This is a genomic window from Vibrio sp. ABH4_348 (assembly GCF_056159765.1).
On the sequence record NZ_JBSWVW010000002.1, the window covers coordinates 261,990 to 279,168 of the forward strand.

Annotated in this window: 21 protein-coding genes; 13 read left to right on the plus strand and 8 right to left on the minus strand. The window is 43.1% G+C overall.

Features of this window, described 5'->3' with window-relative positions; all coding sequences use genetic code 11:
- Nucleotides 1-66 precede the first annotated feature (66 nt).
- Nucleotides 67-1,158: a serine hydrolase domain-containing protein gene (locus ACXAFJ_RS14810; RefSeq protein ID WP_475324482.1), complete on the plus strand. Its 1,092-nt coding sequence runs from the start codon at nucleotides 67-69 to the stop codon at nucleotides 1,156-1,158.
- Here ACXAFJ_RS14810 and ACXAFJ_RS14815 read toward each other — a convergent pair.
- Nucleotides 1,155-2,240 (minus strand): endonuclease/exonuclease/phosphatase family protein, encoded by a 1,086-nt coding sequence (locus ACXAFJ_RS14815; RefSeq protein ID WP_475324483.1) that lies wholly within the window; start codon nucleotides 2,238-2,240, stop codon nucleotides 1,155-1,157. The two genes, ACXAFJ_RS14810 and ACXAFJ_RS14815, sit on opposite strands and share 4 nt — an antisense overlap.
- 89 nt (nucleotides 2,241-2,329) lie before the next feature.
- On the opposite strand from ACXAFJ_RS14815, the gene ACXAFJ_RS14820 reads away from it, so the two are divergent.
- The 4 genes from ACXAFJ_RS14820 to ACXAFJ_RS14835 all read left to right on the plus strand — a co-directional run bounded on the left by ACXAFJ_RS14820 (nucleotide 2,330) and on the right by ACXAFJ_RS14835 (nucleotide 5,137).
- Nucleotides 2,330-2,626, plus strand: a complete 297-nt coding sequence (locus ACXAFJ_RS14820) for a hypothetical protein (protein ID WP_475324485.1) — start codon at nucleotides 2,330-2,332, stop codon at nucleotides 2,624-2,626.
- A gap of 68 nt (nucleotides 2,627-2,694) precedes the next feature.
- The gene (locus ACXAFJ_RS14825; protein ID WP_475324486.1) at nucleotides 2,695-3,495 is read left to right on the plus strand and encodes an alpha/beta fold hydrolase; all 801 of its coding nucleotides are present in this window, start codon (nucleotides 2,695-2,697) and stop codon (nucleotides 3,493-3,495) included.
- 119 nt (nucleotides 3,496-3,614) lie between these two features.
- Nucleotides 3,615-4,244 carry a LysE family translocator gene (locus tag ACXAFJ_RS14830; RefSeq protein ID WP_475324487.1) on the plus strand — a complete coding sequence of 210 codons (630 nt, stop codon included), beginning with the start codon at nucleotides 3,615-3,617 and terminating at the stop codon, nucleotides 4,242-4,244.
- Nucleotides 4,245-4,483: 239 nt separating this feature from the next.
- On the plus strand, nucleotides 4,484-5,137 hold the full coding sequence (locus ACXAFJ_RS14835; RefSeq protein WP_475324489.1) for a glutathione S-transferase family protein: 654 nt from the start codon (nucleotides 4,484-4,486) through the stop codon (nucleotides 5,135-5,137).
- A 16-nt stretch (nucleotides 5,138-5,153) separates the two neighbouring features.
- Here ACXAFJ_RS14835 and ACXAFJ_RS14840 read toward each other — a convergent pair whose 3' ends face one another.
- A complete protein-coding gene (locus ACXAFJ_RS14840) occupies nucleotides 5,154-5,459 on the minus strand; it encodes a DUF6482 family protein (protein ID WP_475324490.1) in 306 nt (101 codons plus the stop codon).
- Nucleotides 5,460-5,701: 242 nt separating this feature from the next.
- Here ACXAFJ_RS14840 and ACXAFJ_RS14845 point away from each other — a divergent pair, with 242 nt between their 5' ends.
- Nucleotides 5,702-6,262 (plus strand): fasciclin domain-containing protein, encoded by a 561-nt coding sequence (locus ACXAFJ_RS14845; protein WP_475324491.1) that lies wholly within the window; start codon nucleotides 5,702-5,704, stop codon nucleotides 6,260-6,262.
- Between the two features lie 46 nt (nucleotides 6,263-6,308).
- Here the strand turns inward: ACXAFJ_RS14845 and ACXAFJ_RS14850 are convergent, their stop codons facing one another.
- Nucleotides 6,309-6,617 (minus strand): DUF2834 domain-containing protein, encoded by a 309-nt coding sequence (locus ACXAFJ_RS14850; protein ID WP_475324493.1) that lies wholly within the window; start codon nucleotides 6,615-6,617, stop codon nucleotides 6,309-6,311.
- A gap of 266 nt (nucleotides 6,618-6,883) precedes the next feature.
- Here ACXAFJ_RS14850 and nhaD point away from each other — a divergent pair, with 266 nt between their 5' ends.
- Nucleotides 6,884-8,320, plus strand: coding sequence for a sodium:proton antiporter NhaD (gene nhaD, locus ACXAFJ_RS14855; RefSeq protein ID WP_475324494.1), 1,437 nt, complete (start codon nucleotides 6,884-6,886; stop codon nucleotides 8,318-8,320).
- Here the strand turns inward: nhaD and ACXAFJ_RS14860 are convergent.
- The 3 genes from ACXAFJ_RS14860 to ACXAFJ_RS14870 form a co-directional block, all read right to left on the minus strand.
- Nucleotides 8,315-8,689 (minus strand): hypothetical protein, encoded by a 375-nt coding sequence (locus ACXAFJ_RS14860; RefSeq protein WP_475324496.1) that lies wholly within the window; start codon nucleotides 8,687-8,689, stop codon nucleotides 8,315-8,317. The genes nhaD and ACXAFJ_RS14860 overlap by 6 nt on opposite strands.
- Before the next feature lie 242 nt (nucleotides 8,690-8,931).
- Nucleotides 8,932-9,423 (minus strand): methylated-DNA--[protein]-cysteine S-methyltransferase, encoded by a 492-nt coding sequence (locus ACXAFJ_RS14865; RefSeq protein WP_475324497.1) that lies wholly within the window; start codon nucleotides 9,421-9,423, stop codon nucleotides 8,932-8,934.
- Nucleotides 9,420-10,784 carry an AlkA N-terminal domain-containing protein gene (locus tag ACXAFJ_RS14870; RefSeq protein ID WP_475324499.1) on the minus strand — a complete coding sequence of 455 codons (1,365 nt, stop codon included), beginning with the start codon at nucleotides 10,782-10,784 and terminating at the stop codon, nucleotides 9,420-9,422. Before ACXAFJ_RS14870 ends, ACXAFJ_RS14865 begins: the two co-directional genes overlap by 4 nt.
- A 288-nt stretch (nucleotides 10,785-11,072) precedes the next feature.
- On the opposite strand from ACXAFJ_RS14870, the gene ACXAFJ_RS14875 reads away from it, so the two are divergent.
- The 3 genes from ACXAFJ_RS14875 (at nucleotide 11,073) to ACXAFJ_RS14885 (ending at nucleotide 12,492) form a co-directional block, all read left to right on the plus strand.
- Nucleotides 11,073-11,276: a hypothetical protein gene (locus ACXAFJ_RS14875; protein ID WP_475324500.1), complete on the plus strand. Its 204-nt coding sequence runs from the start codon at nucleotides 11,073-11,075 to the stop codon at nucleotides 11,274-11,276.
- A gap of 190 nt (nucleotides 11,277-11,466) precedes the next feature.
- Nucleotides 11,467-11,751 carry a putative quinol monooxygenase gene (locus ACXAFJ_RS14880; protein WP_475324501.1) on the plus strand — a complete coding sequence of 95 codons (285 nt, stop codon included), beginning with the start codon at nucleotides 11,467-11,469 and terminating at the stop codon, nucleotides 11,749-11,751.
- A 57-nt stretch (nucleotides 11,752-11,808) separates the two neighbouring features.
- A complete protein-coding gene (locus ACXAFJ_RS14885) occupies nucleotides 11,809-12,492 on the plus strand; it encodes an SDR family oxidoreductase (protein WP_475324503.1) in 684 nt (227 codons plus the stop codon).
- A gap of 18 nt (nucleotides 12,493-12,510) precedes the next feature.
- Here the strand turns inward: ACXAFJ_RS14885 and ACXAFJ_RS14890 are convergent, their stop codons facing one another.
- Nucleotides 12,511-13,086: a DUF6151 family protein gene (locus ACXAFJ_RS14890; RefSeq protein WP_475324504.1), complete on the minus strand. Its 576-nt coding sequence runs from the start codon at nucleotides 13,084-13,086 to the stop codon at nucleotides 12,511-12,513.
- A 153-nt stretch (nucleotides 13,087-13,239) separates the two neighbouring features.
- Between ACXAFJ_RS14890 and ACXAFJ_RS14895 the strand changes: the two genes are divergently transcribed.
- Entirely contained in the window at nucleotides 13,240-13,821 is a 582-nt protein-coding gene (locus ACXAFJ_RS14895; RefSeq protein ID WP_475324505.1) for an ATP-dependent Clp protease proteolytic subunit, read from the plus strand.
- Between the two features lie 52 nt (nucleotides 13,822-13,873).
- On the opposite strand, the gene ACXAFJ_RS14900 is transcribed toward ACXAFJ_RS14895, so the two are convergent.
- Nucleotides 13,874-14,743, minus strand: a complete 870-nt coding sequence (locus ACXAFJ_RS14900; protein WP_475324507.1) for a hypothetical protein — start codon at nucleotides 14,741-14,743, stop codon at nucleotides 13,874-13,876.
- 410 nt (nucleotides 14,744-15,153) lie between these two features.
- On the opposite strand from ACXAFJ_RS14900, the gene ACXAFJ_RS14905 reads away from it, so the two are divergent.
- Both ACXAFJ_RS14905 and ACXAFJ_RS14910 read left to right on the plus strand, forming a co-directional pair.
- Nucleotides 15,154-15,828 carry an EAL domain-containing protein gene (locus tag ACXAFJ_RS14905; protein WP_475324509.1) on the plus strand — a complete coding sequence of 225 codons (675 nt, stop codon included), beginning with the start codon at nucleotides 15,154-15,156 and terminating at the stop codon, nucleotides 15,826-15,828.
- Between the two features lie 153 nt (nucleotides 15,829-15,981).
- Entirely contained in the window at nucleotides 15,982-17,157 is a 1,176-nt protein-coding gene (locus ACXAFJ_RS14910; protein ID WP_475324510.1) for a GGDEF domain-containing protein, read from the plus strand.
- The last annotated feature ends 22 nt before the right edge of the window (nucleotides 17,158-17,179 follow it).

Here is a 17,179-nt window from a genome sequence, read left to right on the forward strand (position 1 = left end):
GTCTCAGACAGTACCCAAACGTCACAAAGCGTCACCCCAATTAGATGCATATCAGAGTACAGTTATGTGAACAAAAACTCTGATAAAACAGGTATATCGATGTCATCGGTTGAGTTAACCTCTCCCCCTTCATTCACTTCGCACGAAATTGAACTCATCCACAGTCAGGCGAGTAAACTATATCCCGGAACTCAACTTGCTCTCGCAAAGATCAACAACGATGACATAAGCTTCTATGGTGTCGTCAAAACCGCAAATGCGCTGGATGCCATTGAGAACCATTCCTTTGGCTTCGAAATTGGCTCCATAACCAAGGTGATGACTAGCCGACTTTTAGCCGAAGCCTGTTTGAGCGGCATAATCGATCTAGAACAGCCGATTCAAGAGGTGCTCCCCTTTAAAATAAAGGAAACCAAACCAATAACGTTTCGGCAATTGGCAACTCACACATCCGGTCTGCCAGCGTTACCCAATGGATTGGTATGGAAAGCGCTTTTCAAAGACAGACACAACCCCTATCAATCGTTTGATGAGCAAGCTTTGATTAATGCGTTAGCTACTCGGCTGAAAACTAAAGAAAATCCTGCCTGTGCCTATTCGAATCTCGGAGTGGGGCTATTGGGCTATACCCTCGGCAAATTGTACGGCACGACATTCGAAGACCTAGTTACCCGAAAAATTTTTGAGCCGCTAGCAATGACTCAAAGCGGAGCGGATTACCAAGCCTTTAAGGGTGAATTAGTTCAAGGGCTCAATAGGAAAGGAAAACCGACACAAAATTGGGACTTAGCGTCTTTGAAAGGCGCAGGCTCTGTTACTTCAAATTGTATTGATATGGTCAAGTTTATCGCCGCTTCGCTAGATCCCGCTGACAAAATCAGTCAGTTTCAACAACAAGTTGCCCATGAAAACAAAAAAGACAAAATGGGCTTAGGCTGGCTCTATGTCGACTTATCTCCAAAATCACCGTCTCGAAATTTGTTATTTCACAATGGCGGAACCGGAGGGTTCACCTCTTCAATGCTGCTGGATCCAGAAAACCGAAGTGGCTATTTATGCCTCAGCAATATCTCTGGGCTGGCAAAATTCAAAGGTGGAGTACCCGACGGCTTAACCTTTGGCATGCTCGAAGCGCTAACCTCTGCTAGAAGAAATTAAGCGTTATCTAAATAGAAGTCTTTCCCTCTAATCTGTACCACCAAAATTCCGTGGTCAGATTGCAAATCGGCTTGGCTTTCTGAATCTTGTAAGTGGTCATTCAAGATAAACAACCGTTTCACTTCAGCCAACGCTCTTGGGTTTTTACTATTAAAGTGATTGGACAACAGAATGTGATCAAGCAACTCATGATCACCATGAAATTCATGAGTATACAAACCGGGTGTTGGGTACTTGTGAGGAACTAAATCCAATGACGAATACAACAGTTGGTCGTAAATGAAGCCTTTTTCTTCATTGTGCATTTGCCACCAGGTGTAGTCACGTCCATCGGCTTTTTTGCCGACCGCATAGGGGGTTTGGCCTGCAATGTTTTTTGTTGAAACACTGGTTAAGCCATCGTTCAGATCGCCGAGCACCACGACCGGTAACCCTTTTTCAAGATCTTCGGACACTAAATACCGTAAAGCCGTACTCTCAGCTCCCCTTTGTAGGAGCGACAGCACATTTCCCGCTGCATTCGCCTCTAAAACCAATCTTGCTTGTACCTTAAAGTCGATGTTTTCTTCGTCAAGCTCATCAACCATGGGGCGTTTAGATTTCAGATGAGCCACATAGAAAACGGTTTTCCCGATGTCTTCCAGCTCCAGCACCACGCGTAACACATGGCGAGAAAACTGAGTGATGGGTTCGCCAAACAAGGTAACTGGCAATATTGCCTGCGTTGGGAAGTCTTCTATCGCTCTCGGCGCATCTTCACCGGTAAGGAAAGGTGCTGAGGATGCGAAAGCGACACATGGCCTACGATAACTGCTTGAATCATCTTTGGTCGGAACCACACCTCCGGTGGTAAATGAAACATCTTCCCCCATCACTTGCTGACACAATCGCTCCAAACCGTTTGGATTAAATACTTCTTGAAACCCCAACACATCAGGGTTGACTGAGTGTTTTAACACACGTTCAATCCACTGTTTCTTGTCTCGAAACTGCCAATCTGCATACTGCTTTGACTCATAATAAACCTGTGACGGCGAGGCAAAATTTCGCAGATTAAAGGTCGCAACGCGATAATTTTTCATGTTGTGTCACTCCAAATTCCTAATGGGCATTGCCAACGCTTAAAAACTCAGGCAGTTTATCACCACTCAGATTCATTCATTAGTACACTATGAGCGCCGAAATATCAGTATTGGTTTTAAACTTAGTCATTGTTTTAGTGGCGTATATCTCGATCTACCCCAAAGTTGCACGTAATAGCTTTAAAAGGCTTTCCATGTTTGACTTGGTCGCAACTGCCTTTGCGTTGTCTGTCGTCGGATTCAAATACTGGGGTCTGAATTATCCATTCTCACTGCTCGGCATAGAAACTAATTGGTTTTGGTTCACCTTTCTCACTTATATGATTATCGAAATCCCAGTGGGCTATTGGTACATCAAAAAGTATCACATCAAACTAGATAGCTAAGTGGGACTCCTGACAATTCCTGTCATTACATTGAGTTAGATTATGACCTTCACTTTGTAGAGGTCATTATGAATTACCAACCAGTCAGCCGCTATTTTGCTTTTGAAGGCGCTCAGATCCATTATCAAATCCACCTCAACTCCGACAAACCCACCTTAATATTGGTGCACGGTGGACTTGGGAGTTGTCAGGATATGGACTTCATTGCCAACCATTTTTGTCATTTCTTTCAAATCATTAATCTTGATTTACGCGGCCATGGTAAATCAACACTAGGAGACGGCAACTTGTCTTATCTTCAATATCAACGAGATGTTGAAGCACTGCTGAGATCACTGAGCATACAAGAAGCTTGCTGGATTGGATTTAGTGATGGAGGGATTGTGGGTTATCGAATGGCGATTAAAGGAAAAGTAAAACAGCTAGCGGCGATTGCTTCGCACTGGCGTTTACAAGAATCCGACCCTGCTCGCGAGATTTTTAATAACCTAAATATTGACGATTGGAAGCAACACTTTGCGCCAAGTATTGAACGTTATCACAATGATAATCCGCAACCTGATTTCTTTACCTTGTTTCACCAAGTTAAGCAGATGTGGTGCGATACCAACCCAAATAATTATCCCAATAATGATGTCAACGCGATTCGATGTAAAACCATGCTCATTCGCGGTTCTGACGATTTTCTTTTTTCACGACAAGAAATGCTCGCCTTGGCAAATATAATTGATGCGGATAGTCAGGAAATTCTTAGTGCAGAGCATGGTATTCTTGAATCTCATCCTCATGACCTATTGGTAACTCTCACCTCTTTTTTTGTTGAGGTCTGCGAAAAAGTCACGCCTGTCGCGGCATCTCAAACAGATTAGGCAGCTATTTGATGTGCTCCATTTCCTCATTGTTCGGGCTTTCAAATCGCTTTCATTTGTTGACCTCTGAGCAATGTAACTATATAAAAGTTGGCTAAGCCGTATATAAGGATCATTCCGTGACGTTCACTATTATCTCCGCATTTGCCATTACTGTCTTTTTAGTGTCAATTATTCCCGGTCCAACCATGTTGCTCGGCCTTACTCATGGTATGAAATATGGCGCTAAACGCAGCTTATCTACCGCAATGGGCAACACGGTTGTCACTTTAATACAGGCAACAATTTCGTTTGTCGGCTTAGGTGCAATACTAATGGCATCAGAATTAGTGTTTGCCATTATTAAGTGGGCTGGTGCGGCTTACTTGATTTACTTGGGCTGGAAATTTATTAAAGCCACTCCTCAGCAAGTCGAAGGTGATGATAGTAGCAACGCGTCGACGCATGAGTCGGTGTGGCGTTTATTCTGGCAAGGAGCACTTATCACCGCTGGCAACCCCAAGGCAATAGTCTTCTTTACTGCGGTATTTCCCCAATTTATCGACACTACGCAAAACATGGTGTTACAAACGGTGGTATTGAGCCTAATGTCGTGTCTTTCATCGTTTTTATGCTTCATGGCATACGCGGTATTTGGACATCAACTTGTAGGTTGGTTTCAGAAGGCTAGCTTTGTCAAAATCTTTAACCGCTTGGTGGGCGGTACATTTATTGGTTCTGGTATTGCTATAGCAATGAGCAGTCGATAAAAATTCAAAAATAGTTGGAACTATATCCAGTTTAGGAACTCTATATAAGCAACAAGGACGTATTGAAAGACATCGACGTCAAAGATTTTTCCTAAAATGGATATTCCTGTTGAAAGCGAGCTTGGCCGAGCTCGCTTTTTTTGTCATTTTTGTATCAATTTCTTGGTTTCTGATTGAGCCCAACCTAATCCGGCGTATTTATCGTTATCGTAACGTCAAACTTAACCTAGAGTACAAATATGGCGGTTGCACACTTATACGGTCGAAGTACTTCATTCAACGTTCAAAAAATACAATGGTTGCTAGATGAATTAGAGCTTAATTACCAACATACCGAGTTGGGCGGCCGATTTGGTGGTCTTGATGAGGCGAACTTTCTAACATTAAACCCGATGGGTAAAGTCCCCCTCTGGGTTGAGGATAAGCAAACCGTTTGGGAGTCACATGCAATTTTGCGCTTTTTGGCCGCTAAGTTTGATTCCAAAAGCCTGTGGTGGAAACAAGATATCTATCAGCGATCTATCATTGACCGTTGGATGGATTGGTCACACCTGACGTTTCAACCAGCGTTTATGGAAAAATTTTGGAGCTTTTACCGCACTCCTGAACCAAAGCGCGATTGGGTTGGAATTGACAATGCCATTACTGCAGTCAATCGCTGCTTATCTCTTCTCGACCAACAAATTGATGGCCGCCGCTATTTGTGTGGTGAGAATATTACTCTTGCAGATATACCTGCTGGCGCCGCCCTATATAGATTGACCGAACAAGGGCTCAATATCGAGCTTCCGGACAATGTTGAGCGTTGGTATCAAGAGCTATGCAACAGGCCAGCCTATCAAAACCGGATAATGTGTGACTTTTCTGAGTTAGCGGGACGCGAAACCTTTTAATTTTGAACCCTCTTGATTAGTACAGTTTGTTGTCTACGAGCGGTATCTCTAATGTATTTGGGCTGCTCTTTTCAGGGCCTCCTACCATTTCATCGTACGCACTTTGTTGGCGCATGACTGCTCTTTGATAGTTTAGTTTGTTGGTGAGTTTTTGCATTTCAAGCAGAGAATGAGTACGCAATAGCGAGCCGTCAGAGTTTGTCACAATCATTTCCTGACCATCTACTTCTACAGATGCTTGATACAAGCATAGGTCAAGCGAGTGAATCACCAACAAATCAATTGAGAAGTACTTTTCAAGTGTAGAGAGTGCTTTTTTCATAGTTGTCATCCATTTGTCCATTTCTTAATACGCCTTCGAAGTTGTTAGTGTTCAAATTGACGCTAGATTTTTTTCTTCTATTTTTGTTATTAATAAACAAAACCTTAAGACGAATTCCCTGTCACTCGAGCAAAAAAGTTTGATTTTTCCTGATCAAAACGATCGTGTCGGCGTAACAACCATTGTTCACAAACCAACCGAAATTTTGGCGTATTCGGTCTACACAATCGGAAGGATTCAACATGTTTAAGAAAGTAATTACTGGCTCACTCGTAGCACTTATCGGTCTTGCCTTTATTCCATCAACCTATGCACATGAGCATGGTATGAAAAAGGACAGCATGAAAGAAATGGGACCGGATATCGTTGATATTGCAGCCAGCAACGGCTCATTCAATACCTTGGTAGCTGCGGTTAAAGCAGCGGGCTTAGTTGAAACGCTCAAAGGCGACGGTCCATTTACGGTATTTGCTCCGACAGACGAGGCATTTGCAAAGCTACCAGCGGGCACAGTAGAGAGCTTGTTGAAGCCAGAGAATCGCGACAAACTAATTGCTGTCCTCACATATCATGTGATCCCTGGTGAACGCATGGCATCAGACGTAGTTGGCTTGAAAGGCGCAAAAACAGTGCAAGGACAATTTGTTGAATTCACACTGGCCAATGGTGGCGTAATGATCGACAACGCTAACGTGGTCGCCACAGACGTTGATGCATCTAACGGCGTAATTCATGTTATTGACAGTGTCATAATCCCTGGCTCGACTGGTTCTGGTGACGCCGACATGGGAACAGATATGTAACCCCACGGGTCTAAATAAGCCCAGTGCGTGCACTGGGCTTTATTCATTATGACGTGTGTGATTCTCTTAAAGCCAAATAAAGTGGCAGGCCTAACGAAACTCCAGCGACAAACGTACCAGCTATAGGCAGCCACAACTTTTTAATTCCTTTACGCTTCCCATCTACAACAACAAAAACAATTAAGGCGATTGCTGCCACTACGACATCCGCCCAAGCCATTGCACCAACTGGATTTTCCATCGCATCATTGATCAGCAAGGGGATGTCTAATCCGTTTGCCACTAGCCAAGGCCACAGTGCAATATAGGGACCCAAAAAACCCAATACTGCTAGGCTATAGTACAGTCTTTTCATCTATCTGATTCCATTCATATAAAAAGTAAACACAACCGTATACTTTTAGCTGTTACAAAGCGAAACAAAGTGCTCAATTTGTAAACGAGCGCACAGTTTACCTTCAACAAGAGGCGTAGCTTGGTAATCAAACGTCGCATGTTCTGCATTTTTAATTCGATTAGCCTAGAACGAGTTTGTTAGCGAGATCAATAAACTCCAAAATATTTCAATACAAGCAAATTTGTTTTCTACCATTAGGATGTAATCAAAGTTAGCGAGTAAATATGTTTAAATTCAGTGCCTTCTTACTTCTACTGTGTCTTCCATCTCTGTCGTTCGCTTCAGACTCATCACAAACCACTTCCAACATGGTGCATTCCATTTACGGTTACATTGCTGTCGTTATTTTTGTCGCTGCTTATGTGGTGGTGGTGTTAGAAGAGTATCTGCAACTTAAAAAATCAAAGCCTGTCTTACTCGCGGCTGGTTTGATATGGGCGATGATAGGGTTTGTATTTCAGCAATCCGGCCAAATTGACCTTGCGAAGGCAGCACTTGAGCACAACTTGCTAGAATATGCAGAGCTGTTGCTATTTCTCTTAGTCGCAATGACATACATAAGTGCCATGGAAGAACGCGGGTTATTTGATGCATTGCAAGCTTGGATGACAGGCAAAGGATTTGATTATCGGACTTTATTTTGGCTAACCGGTATTCTGAGTTTCTTTATTAGCCCAATTGCAGACAACTTGACCACCGCGTTACTCATGTGCGCCGTCGTTATGAAGGTTGCGGGTGATCACCCTAAATTTATCAACTTAGCGTGTGTGAATATCGTGGTTGCCGCAAACGCAGGTGGCGCGTTCAGTCCCTTCGGCGACATAACAACTTTAATGGTTTGGCAGTCAGGAAATGTTACCTTCAGCCAGTTCTTACCGTTGTTTTTACCGTCGTCGCTCAACTATTTGGTTCCGGCATTAATCATGTCGTTTTTTATTCCATCTGACAAACCAAAAGTGTTGCATCAGCACGTAGAGATGAAACGCGGAGCTAAACGCATTGTTGCCTTGTTTTTGCTCACCATCTCAACCGCAGTGGCTTTCCACGCCGTTTTACACTTCCCGCCAGTTATTGGCATGATGATGGGACTCGCTTACTTACAGTTTTTTGCTTATTTCCTCAGAAGAACGTTGAGAAAATCGCTGTGTAAGAAGGCGCACCTCGCGATTCAAAATCGTGACGACTACGCCTTAAAACGCCTTGGCTCTGTGGTTCCGTTTGATGTATTCAAACGAATCTCACACGCCGAGTGGGACACCTTGCTGTTCTTTTACGGTGTTGTGATGTGTGTTGGTGGCCTAAGTCTATTTGGCTACCTAAACGCAATCTCACACGTTATGTATACCGAGTGGAACCCTGTATGGGCTAACGTTATGGTCGGTATTTTGTCCGCAATTGTTGATAACATCCCGGTAATGTTTGCCGTCCTTACCATGCAACCTGAAATGGAATTAGGGAATTGGCTGTTGGTAACATTGACGGCAGGTGTAGGAGGCAGTTTATTGTCGATTGGTTCCGCTGCAGGTGTCGCCTTAATGGGCGCAGCTCATGGCAAATATACCTTTTTTGGTCACCTGAAGTGGATGCCGGTCATTCTAATCGGCTATTTTGTAAGTATTGCCGCTCATTTACTGATGAATGTGGGTTTATTCGCCTTATAGATCTGAACTTAACGTCCAAACTGGCGCAAGTTGATACTGAGCGCACGCACTACAGGTGAGCAGTTCACCCTCTCCGTGAATACGCATTACGATGTCTTCGCGGGTTTCTTTGGAGCTATTTCTTACTTGTATAAACAAGCTATCTCCGTCTACCTTGTACGAGCGCACCGTACCACCGGCTTCGGTCTTCACAATAACTTCACCGTTTGAGAAAACTAACGACGCTTTGTCGTAGTCGTTGACGTAGGTCCCCTGGTGCGCGTACGTTTCTTTGTTGATCATTTTATCCAATGAGTCGTCAAAGCAACCTAGGAGCAACAGAGTCGCGGTAGCAATAAATCCCGCTCTTTTAAGTACATTTAGTTTCATGGTTGCTCCTTACTGAACTACATATTTCGTGTCCTTAGGTTCATGGTAACACGGGGTTAACATTATCTATGTACGCTAAGTAAGCAAGCTTAATGCCAGAAGTTGATCAAAGTCTCAGTTTGGCCGTTATTGCAAGAAAACTCTCCATCCAAATGAGATTCCAATTCCAATGTTTCCGTTTGTTAACAAGTGTTCGATAAGTTAATTTTCAAAAATGACAGTCATAATGACAATAAACAAGGCTAGATTTTAAAAGGAATACACTCTAATTCTAATAACTTTTGTTTTCGCTCCAGTCCTCCTGCATACCCTGTTAAACGTCCTGATTTTCCGATTACGCGATGACAAGGCACAATGATAGATATCGGGTTTTTCCCATTGGCAAGCCCAACCGCTCTCACCGCTTTAGGATTACCAATCGCCAGCGCCAAATCTGCATAACTTCGGCTTTCGCCAAATGGAATTCGAGTAAGCTCGGACCAAACTTGCTTTTGGAATTCAGTCCCTTCTGGAGCCAAATCCAGGTCAAAACTCGTCCTTTGCTTTGAAAAATATTCCTGGAGCTGTTGTTTAGCCTTAATGATGTGGGGATGTTGTGAGTTGTGTTTACCCAAATCGGTGGGCTGCGTCGTTTGAGTTTCAAACCAAACCCCTGTTAACCCTAAATCACTCGTTTGAACGATAACCGTGCCCAGTCGAGTTTGAAACTGATCAAAATAGTAAAGTGTATTCATTGTGCATGACTCCAAAGGTGAAAAGTGGCGTAACTTCCCCAAGGGGCGACGTTTTCACTCGTTAATTCTGGAAAATGTTTGCGAGCTTTTTTCACCACAAGGTCCCCTTCTAGCAACAAAGTAGGATCAGACTGAGACCTGAGCTTGGCATAATTTACCGTCCAAGGACCAATACCCTTTAACTCCAACCATTGTTGAGGATCAGCTGAGGGGTTTTCGCTACAAAATTCAGCCAATCGTTTTAAGGTCTCAATCCGGCTCTTGGGCATTCTTAGAAAGTCTAGGTCCGCTTTTGCCACTTGTTGTGCAGAAGGAAAACAACAGCTTTGCGAATATTGCTGATTAACGTTTTCTACCAAGCCATTTAGATGCGTTATAGCCGCTTTAATGGAAACTTGTTGTCCAAGTACCGCTCTTACCCCTGCCTCCCAGGAATTCCATACACCCGGTAGACGAATGCCAGAGCGTTTAACCAAATCCTTATTAACTTTGCTTAAATCACGTTCTATCTGTTCAATGTTCGCATCAATGTCAAACAAACGCCGAACTCGACTAATTAAATTCTGTAGCTGTGCCACCTGCTTCAATTCAAAGCGCAACCCAATTTGTCCAGCTTTGAGATAAAAGAGTTCAAACCACCCTGTCATATCAGGTTCCGACAAAATCCGACGATAGATTCCGTTTTCAACCGTTTCCACACCATTTATGCTGCGTAACGCCAAAAAATCCATCATATGTTGCCAATCGTAGTTTCCTCGATACCTGAGTAAGACCAGATTTTCGCCACCCACTTTTTTGTTGCGAACTTGACTCGGAGTAAGCGCTAGGTGTTTTTTAAACGCATCATTAAAACGGCGTACACTTTGAAATCCGCTGGCAAAAGCAATTTGTGTTATTGGCAAGTCGCTATGGTGAAGGAGTTGTTTGGCAAACAATAAACGTTGGTAGTTTGCATAGTGTTTTGGTGACATTGATAAATGATCATCAAACAGCTTTCGCAAATACCTATCAGAAATACCCAACCTTTCGCTTAGTTGGTTAACACTCTCGTTATTCATCGCACCGCTATCAATCAGTCTAACCGCACGCGAAAATGTGGTCTCACTTCCTCTCCAAGCGAATGAATTGGGAGCACTATCCGGTCGACAACGCAGACATGGCCTGTACCCAGCCTGTAAAGCACTGACTTTGTTTTCGTAGTACTCAACGTTCTGTTCTTTGGGCAAATTCGCAGGACAAACAGGGCGACAAAATATTCGGGTCGTTTTCACAGCGATAAAGAACTGGCCATCAAACCGGCTGTCTCGAGAAATCCGCGCTTTTTGGTATTGCTCAAGAGTATGTGGGCAATTAACTTTCATATCAGTAGTCCAGCAGCCTTCGAAGATTTAGCAACAATTTTAACTTAAGCCACAAGGAACACTAGCCATTTTCGGAACTCAATGGTGACCAATAACAATACACACAAAGTTCATATAGCGAGTTCTAATAAACTTCTTATGTAACTTACAGTTACCTTACGGTTGAAAAATAAGTGTGCTTATGAGCGCAATTTGCCTTGCGTTCCGGACTTTATTTGGGCTAATTTTATGCTGTTGAGCGCAAACGTTTACGCTCGGATTACTATAAATATTATTTGGATGTTGGCTATGAATCTACAAACTTGCACTATTGTGCTAAGCAACAATCGCGTGCTTACTTGCAACTCTGTTGAACAATCATTAGGCGTTATTGAGCAACATGACACCTCAGATATCAGCGGTATTACCATCAACGCAAAAGATGGAAATCAAATCAAAACCTATTCGGGCTTAAGTCTTGAAGAGAGTATTGAAAGCTTGATGAATCTCTAAACGAAACTAACTGGACAACACAGAGCTCCAAGACGACTTGGAGCTTTTTTTATGTTTCAATTCAAAAATTGTCATCCACTGACAGTCTGTGTCAGTGGCGTTCAACTTTGTGCGTTTTCGCTGAGAAAACAGAAACTAAAAACTCTAGACTCGTCACCTATAGAATTTTTCATTAGCACTAGGATCAACTATGTCAGTAGTACGTCTAAATGAATTTGTTGCCGCCGAACAGCAAGAACAAACACTTCATGATTTTCTTGATCAGGTGGCTTCCTATATTCGCGGCAGCGATGGCTGCATTAGCTGCGACGTGTACAGGGATATTGAGAATCCAAAAACCATCGTAGTTTGGGAAGTTTGGGATTCGAAAGAAAGCCATCAAGCCAGTCTTGCTGCCTACCCGAAGGACAAGATGCAGGAGGCTATGGTATTGATTGCAGAACCACCAAAAGGAAAATACCTGGTTGGGAATTGATCCACGTATCATTATTAACGTAACGTAATGAAAACATAATTAAACTGGGAATTTTAGATGGAAACTGTACTGATCACAGGGGCGTCACGAGGCATAGGTTTAGAACTGGTAAAACAGTTTTCAGCCAGTAATTATTCCGTAATCGCGACCTACCGTGGTAAACCTTCTGCTCAACTTCAGTCGCTAGCGGATCATCAAAACATCAAGCTTATAGAGTTAGAGGTCACCGACAGCAAGTCAATCATCGAACTGCAATCCGCATTAGATGGCCAAACTGTCGACGTGCTGGTGAACAATGCCGGCGTTAAAGGTGCGGATGAGCAAGATTTTTTGACTTTGGATACCCAAGACTGGCTCAACACACTGGCGATCAATACCATTTCTCCGTTGGAGATCACTCGAGCCTTGCTAAAAAACCTGCAAAAATCTCATCGCCCTCGGGTTGTAGCAATTTCTAGCCAGATGGGTGCGCTTACCCGACAATCTCCGGGTTTTATTGGATATCGAACGTCTAAAGCTGCACTGAATAAAGCGCTTCAGGTGATGGCTTTAGAGCTGTCTGACCAAGGAATTATTGTCTGCCCAGTACACCCTGGCTGGGTTAAAACTGATATGGGCGGTCAAGATGCGGAAATCACAGTTGATGAATCTGCAATAGGAATAAAAGCACTGATCGAGTCATTAACCCAAGAGAATTCTGGTCAGTTTTTCAACTGGAATGGCAGTATTCATCCTTGGTAACTCGATGCCAAGGTAACGTCAACGTCTGACAATTCTCGGTTTAGTCAAAGCCAACCCACTCTCTTGGTAGAATGGGTTAGGGTGACTCTTACCCAACAGTTTCCATTTGAGAAAACTCGTCACAACGAAAAGCGAAACTCGCCACTTTCTTCCCTCACCTAGCATATCGTGAGGGATCGGCGCTGTTGCATCATCCACGCAATATGAGCCGTATATCGGCGCTTCAAGTCGGTCTAGCTCTTCTTTCTCAGCGACAAACGAAGGTAGCACCCCAATCAATGGAAAGGTTGCACTTAACGTATTCGCTACCGGTGTTTCGCATCGGCCACAGTACCAACGATAAAGACCTTTTTGAGTCAGTCGAAGACATTTCAGGTGTTCTAAACCGGATTTTAGGTGTACGTGAGAAGGAGGAACTTGATAAATACTCGTGCCACCAGATTGATTGAGCAGTACATCCACTTTACCAAGCTCTGAGGCAAAGCTCTGACAATCTTTGCAATAACAGATCACGCGGTTTCCCAGGCCCGGTTTGATATCCCTGACCTCGCCTGTCACACAACCACACTTACAGCTAAGTTTTAAATCTGTCATGCTTGGCTCTCCATTTTGATACCACAATTCAATACCTTGACTTGCGAATAAACGCCGTATTGCATATCTTTGATAACATCCAAATCAAAGTTATCACGGATTTTTGCTATTAACGCAAAGTCATTTCAAAATATCCAACTCGGAGACTCTACAATGAGTGATTCGTCTAGCGAAAAAACAACGGACACCAATCAACATCAGATCGATCCGCTATTAGAACATCGCAAAGTATTTATCTTTGGTGAGATTAACCAGAAGAAAGCAGAAGAAGTGGTTCGTAAACTGGCTTATCTTGATGCCGTTAACCATGATCCAATCACTGTCCTCATCAATTCTCAAGGTGGTCACGTTGAGGCTGGCGACTCAATTCACGATATGATTAAGTTTATCTCTTCACCTGTTGTCATGATTGGTTCAGGGTACGTAGCTAGTGCAGGTACGCACATTTACCTAGCGGCAGAAAAAAACAATCGCTACTCACTACCAAATACTCGTTATATGATCCACCAACCATCAGGCGGTGGTAGAGGCAGTGCTTCAGACATAAAGATACAAATGGATGAAATTGCCAAGATGAAAACTCGTATTGCGAAAGTCATTTCTGATGCGACAGGAAAAGAGATGGAACAAGTGATGCTCGATATCGACCGTGATTTTTGGTTAACTGCTCAAGAAGCGGTTGACTACGGTATCGTTGCGAAAATTGCGACAAGCAATAAAGAAATTGACCAATAGCTTTCCCCTCACAATTTAAAAAAACAGGCGCTTGAGTAAGCGCCTGTTTTTTTTATTCTTTAACTAAGCCGTTCGGTGTCACTAGCTGCCAATCTTCGACTCTAGAATTAAAAAAGCCAGATTCTGTCAGGGCTCTTTTAATGGTGCCGTTACTTTTAAGAATATTTAGTCCTTGATTAAGCGCAGTGTGCAGCTCTTTTGCTCTCGGAGCTTGTTTAGATATTACAAAATGCCGTGAGCCTTCCAACCCAACTTTGACGTTGTTTAAAGGTAGGAATACATCGTCTTTGCCAAAACTCATGTTCTCAGTCGGTTGAAACGGAGCCAAAAGAAAATCAGCCCGCCCTTTAGAAACCATATCTTTCATATTCTTCCACAACGCGACATCATGCAATTGGGCAAGTGGCAGTGCCTGTAGTGTTCTCCAATCGCTAACCCATTGTGAACTGCTCACGCCACGCAATAAGTTAGCTTGAAACTGGTAGTCGCTCGCTAGCAAGTCACTTCGATGAGAGATGGTATAAAAACCAACCATATACTCACCCTTATCGATAAACGGTGTACTCACCCATAGTTTATCTAAATCTTTAGAAATGGCTGAGTCCCAAACGGTGTTCGCCAGCATATATACGTCATCTTGCCGCAAGGCCATCCTTTTTAATCGCTCAGCGGCAGGACCAAAAACAAACTTGAGTTCAACGTCAATCCCACCTAATGCAAATGCTTGTTGCAACAAAATAAGCTCTACTGACGTTCTCGGAGACGCCATATTTGAGAAGTCTTGAACTCTAACTGGATCTCTTTCCGCTAAAGACTCGATGTATTTGTCATATGCAACTTGCTCGATCGCAACTGGCAACTCAAAACTAATCCCAACAAAACTGGTGAACCAAAGGTTTAACCACAACCAATGTTTACTCATAATCGACAACCCAAAAAACAATCACACTAAAGTTATAGTCTCGAATCACATTTTTCTCCGAATTAATTGACCAAATAATCATTTAAAAGGGAGTAACTATCTCTAAAACAATGAAATAAAATAGCTTATTAAGGTTATCGAAAAGTGACAGTTAGCGCATTCTAACTACAAAGCTGTTAGCCCAAGAGTCACGCTCGTTTGTACTGAATACCGACCAAGAACTCAAACTTTATAACTACCTTTAACCGCAAAACTAAGGTTTACCATTCAAATTGTAAATTCATGCATTAGATAGAATCTACTGTTGAATTTAGTGATTTGGGTCGCAACTAGAGGTAGCGTCAGCGATACTTGAAGCGAAAAGTTCGGCTCGATGAGCAGAAATTTTAAACTTGGGCAGTGAGTCATTCATGTACAGTTTCGCGATACAAAGGATTGTAGACATACAACAAAACCTGATTGGTTTTGAATACTTACTTCGTGAAAGCTCTGCTCAAAGTGCAGAGGATAAGACTTTAGCGCTTCTTAACAAGGTTAAGAACCGCGGACACTTGATTCAGATCTTAGATCAGGCTCTTAACACCATAGTATCCCGCTCGTCAGACCCTGATGTGCATCATGCGATCAACTTGGGGCCGGAGCAGTTGCTAAGCCAAGAAACGTATTCGTTAATACGGCGCTTCCATTTTGATCATCCCGAAATCAAACTCATGCTCGAGATTTCTGAGCATTGTGACACGTCGCAACATCATGTAAGAAAAGCGTTAAAGCGCTACGCCGAACTGGGGCTCACCTTAGCATTGGATGACTTTGGCATCGCTCGAGCCAATTTCGATATGGCAATGGCTATCCCGAATCTAGCCATCGTAAAGTTGGATAAATCGCTGCTATCGCTATTAGATAAACCCTCGGCCCTTGCCCATCTAGTCCTAACCTTCCAGAACATGGGTATGAAGGTGATTGTTGAAGGCGTCGAAAGCCACCATCAGTATTTGCTTTTGAAAAGTCTATTTGCAGACCAAGACCTGTGGTTCCAAGGGTATTTTTTCCATGAACCCGAGTTGTACCTAAGCGCGGTCAGTTAGACAACCATTTACCTAATCAGCCCGTTTACCGCAACAATCTCATCGTTGCTGATGTCGATAAACCGATACGACATAGGTTAGGCTATTTTGCACTTTGACCTATTACCACTTGCTGTTTAACATGCGGAAAGTTATCAATTTTCGCGACACATCATGACAGAAATAGGGATTCTCAAGTTTTCACTAGTGCTAAACAACGTTACATGTTGTTTAGTGGCCTGTCTGTTTCTCTATATCATTAGAAAAAGTTGGATAGATCAGAAAAAACGAAGTGCTACTTGGTTTGCATGTTATTTCTTTGCCATGGCAACTGCATTTGCTATTTCTGTCACTCGGGAGTGGTTAAACCTAACCTTCGCCGTGTTTGGTAATAATGTCTTGTACTGGCTGACCGTATGCTACTACTTGTTTGCTTTACGAATTTGGTATGGCTACAAAGTCTCGCAAAGTCAAAGTGTTGCGGCAGTGGTGACTGCCTGCCTATTTGGGCTAGTCCAAGTACTTTTCCTTAAGCTCTACCCCGCTGAGTATGGCTGGAGAGTTCAGCTTTACGTGTTAGCAGTCGTCCCACTGCTCATCATCATTTGGAAGACCCACAAAAACAACCGATCTACATCCACTGGCGAACGGATCCTTGCAGCGAATTCTGTTGTTATTACTTTCGCTGTCATGCTGCCTGGTTTGATTTATCTATATGGTAGCTCACCAAAATATCATTTGACCGCTCTCTACACGGTACAGAGCTTGTTGTGCTTTTTTTCTTTGGGCGCGATTCTGTGCTTACTCTTTTTTAGTCAAATAGAGTGGCACTCTCACAAAGCTTCACACGATGCATTAACTGGGTTGAGAAACAGACGGTTTTTAAATGAGGAAGTACCGAAAGTACTGGCCAAATACAACAATAAAGCGCTGGTTGCCCTTATTGATATCGACTATTTCAAAAGACTGAATGACCAGTATGGACATGCTTTGGGAGATGAGGTGCTCTACGAGTTTGCGCAGAAACTTAAAGCGGAATTTGATGAAGATGCCATCCTATGCCGTTACGGAGGTGAGGAATTTTTGGTTGTCTTTTTACAACGAGATTTGTCGGTTTTCCTCAACAAGCTAGACACGTTTAGGTCTGAGCTTGAGCAATTGAAAGTACGACACGAAGAAAGTGAGATATCCATTTCCGCAAGTATCGGTGTTAATCCCAACCTAGGCATCACAAACCTAGATTCCAGTATTAAGATTGCTGATCAAGCTTTGTATCTAGCTAAGTCGCAGGGACGAAACAAAGTGGTGATTGGTACTTCGGAACAAGAATTAACCTTGAGAACAACATAGAAAAACAACCACAAGGTTAGGT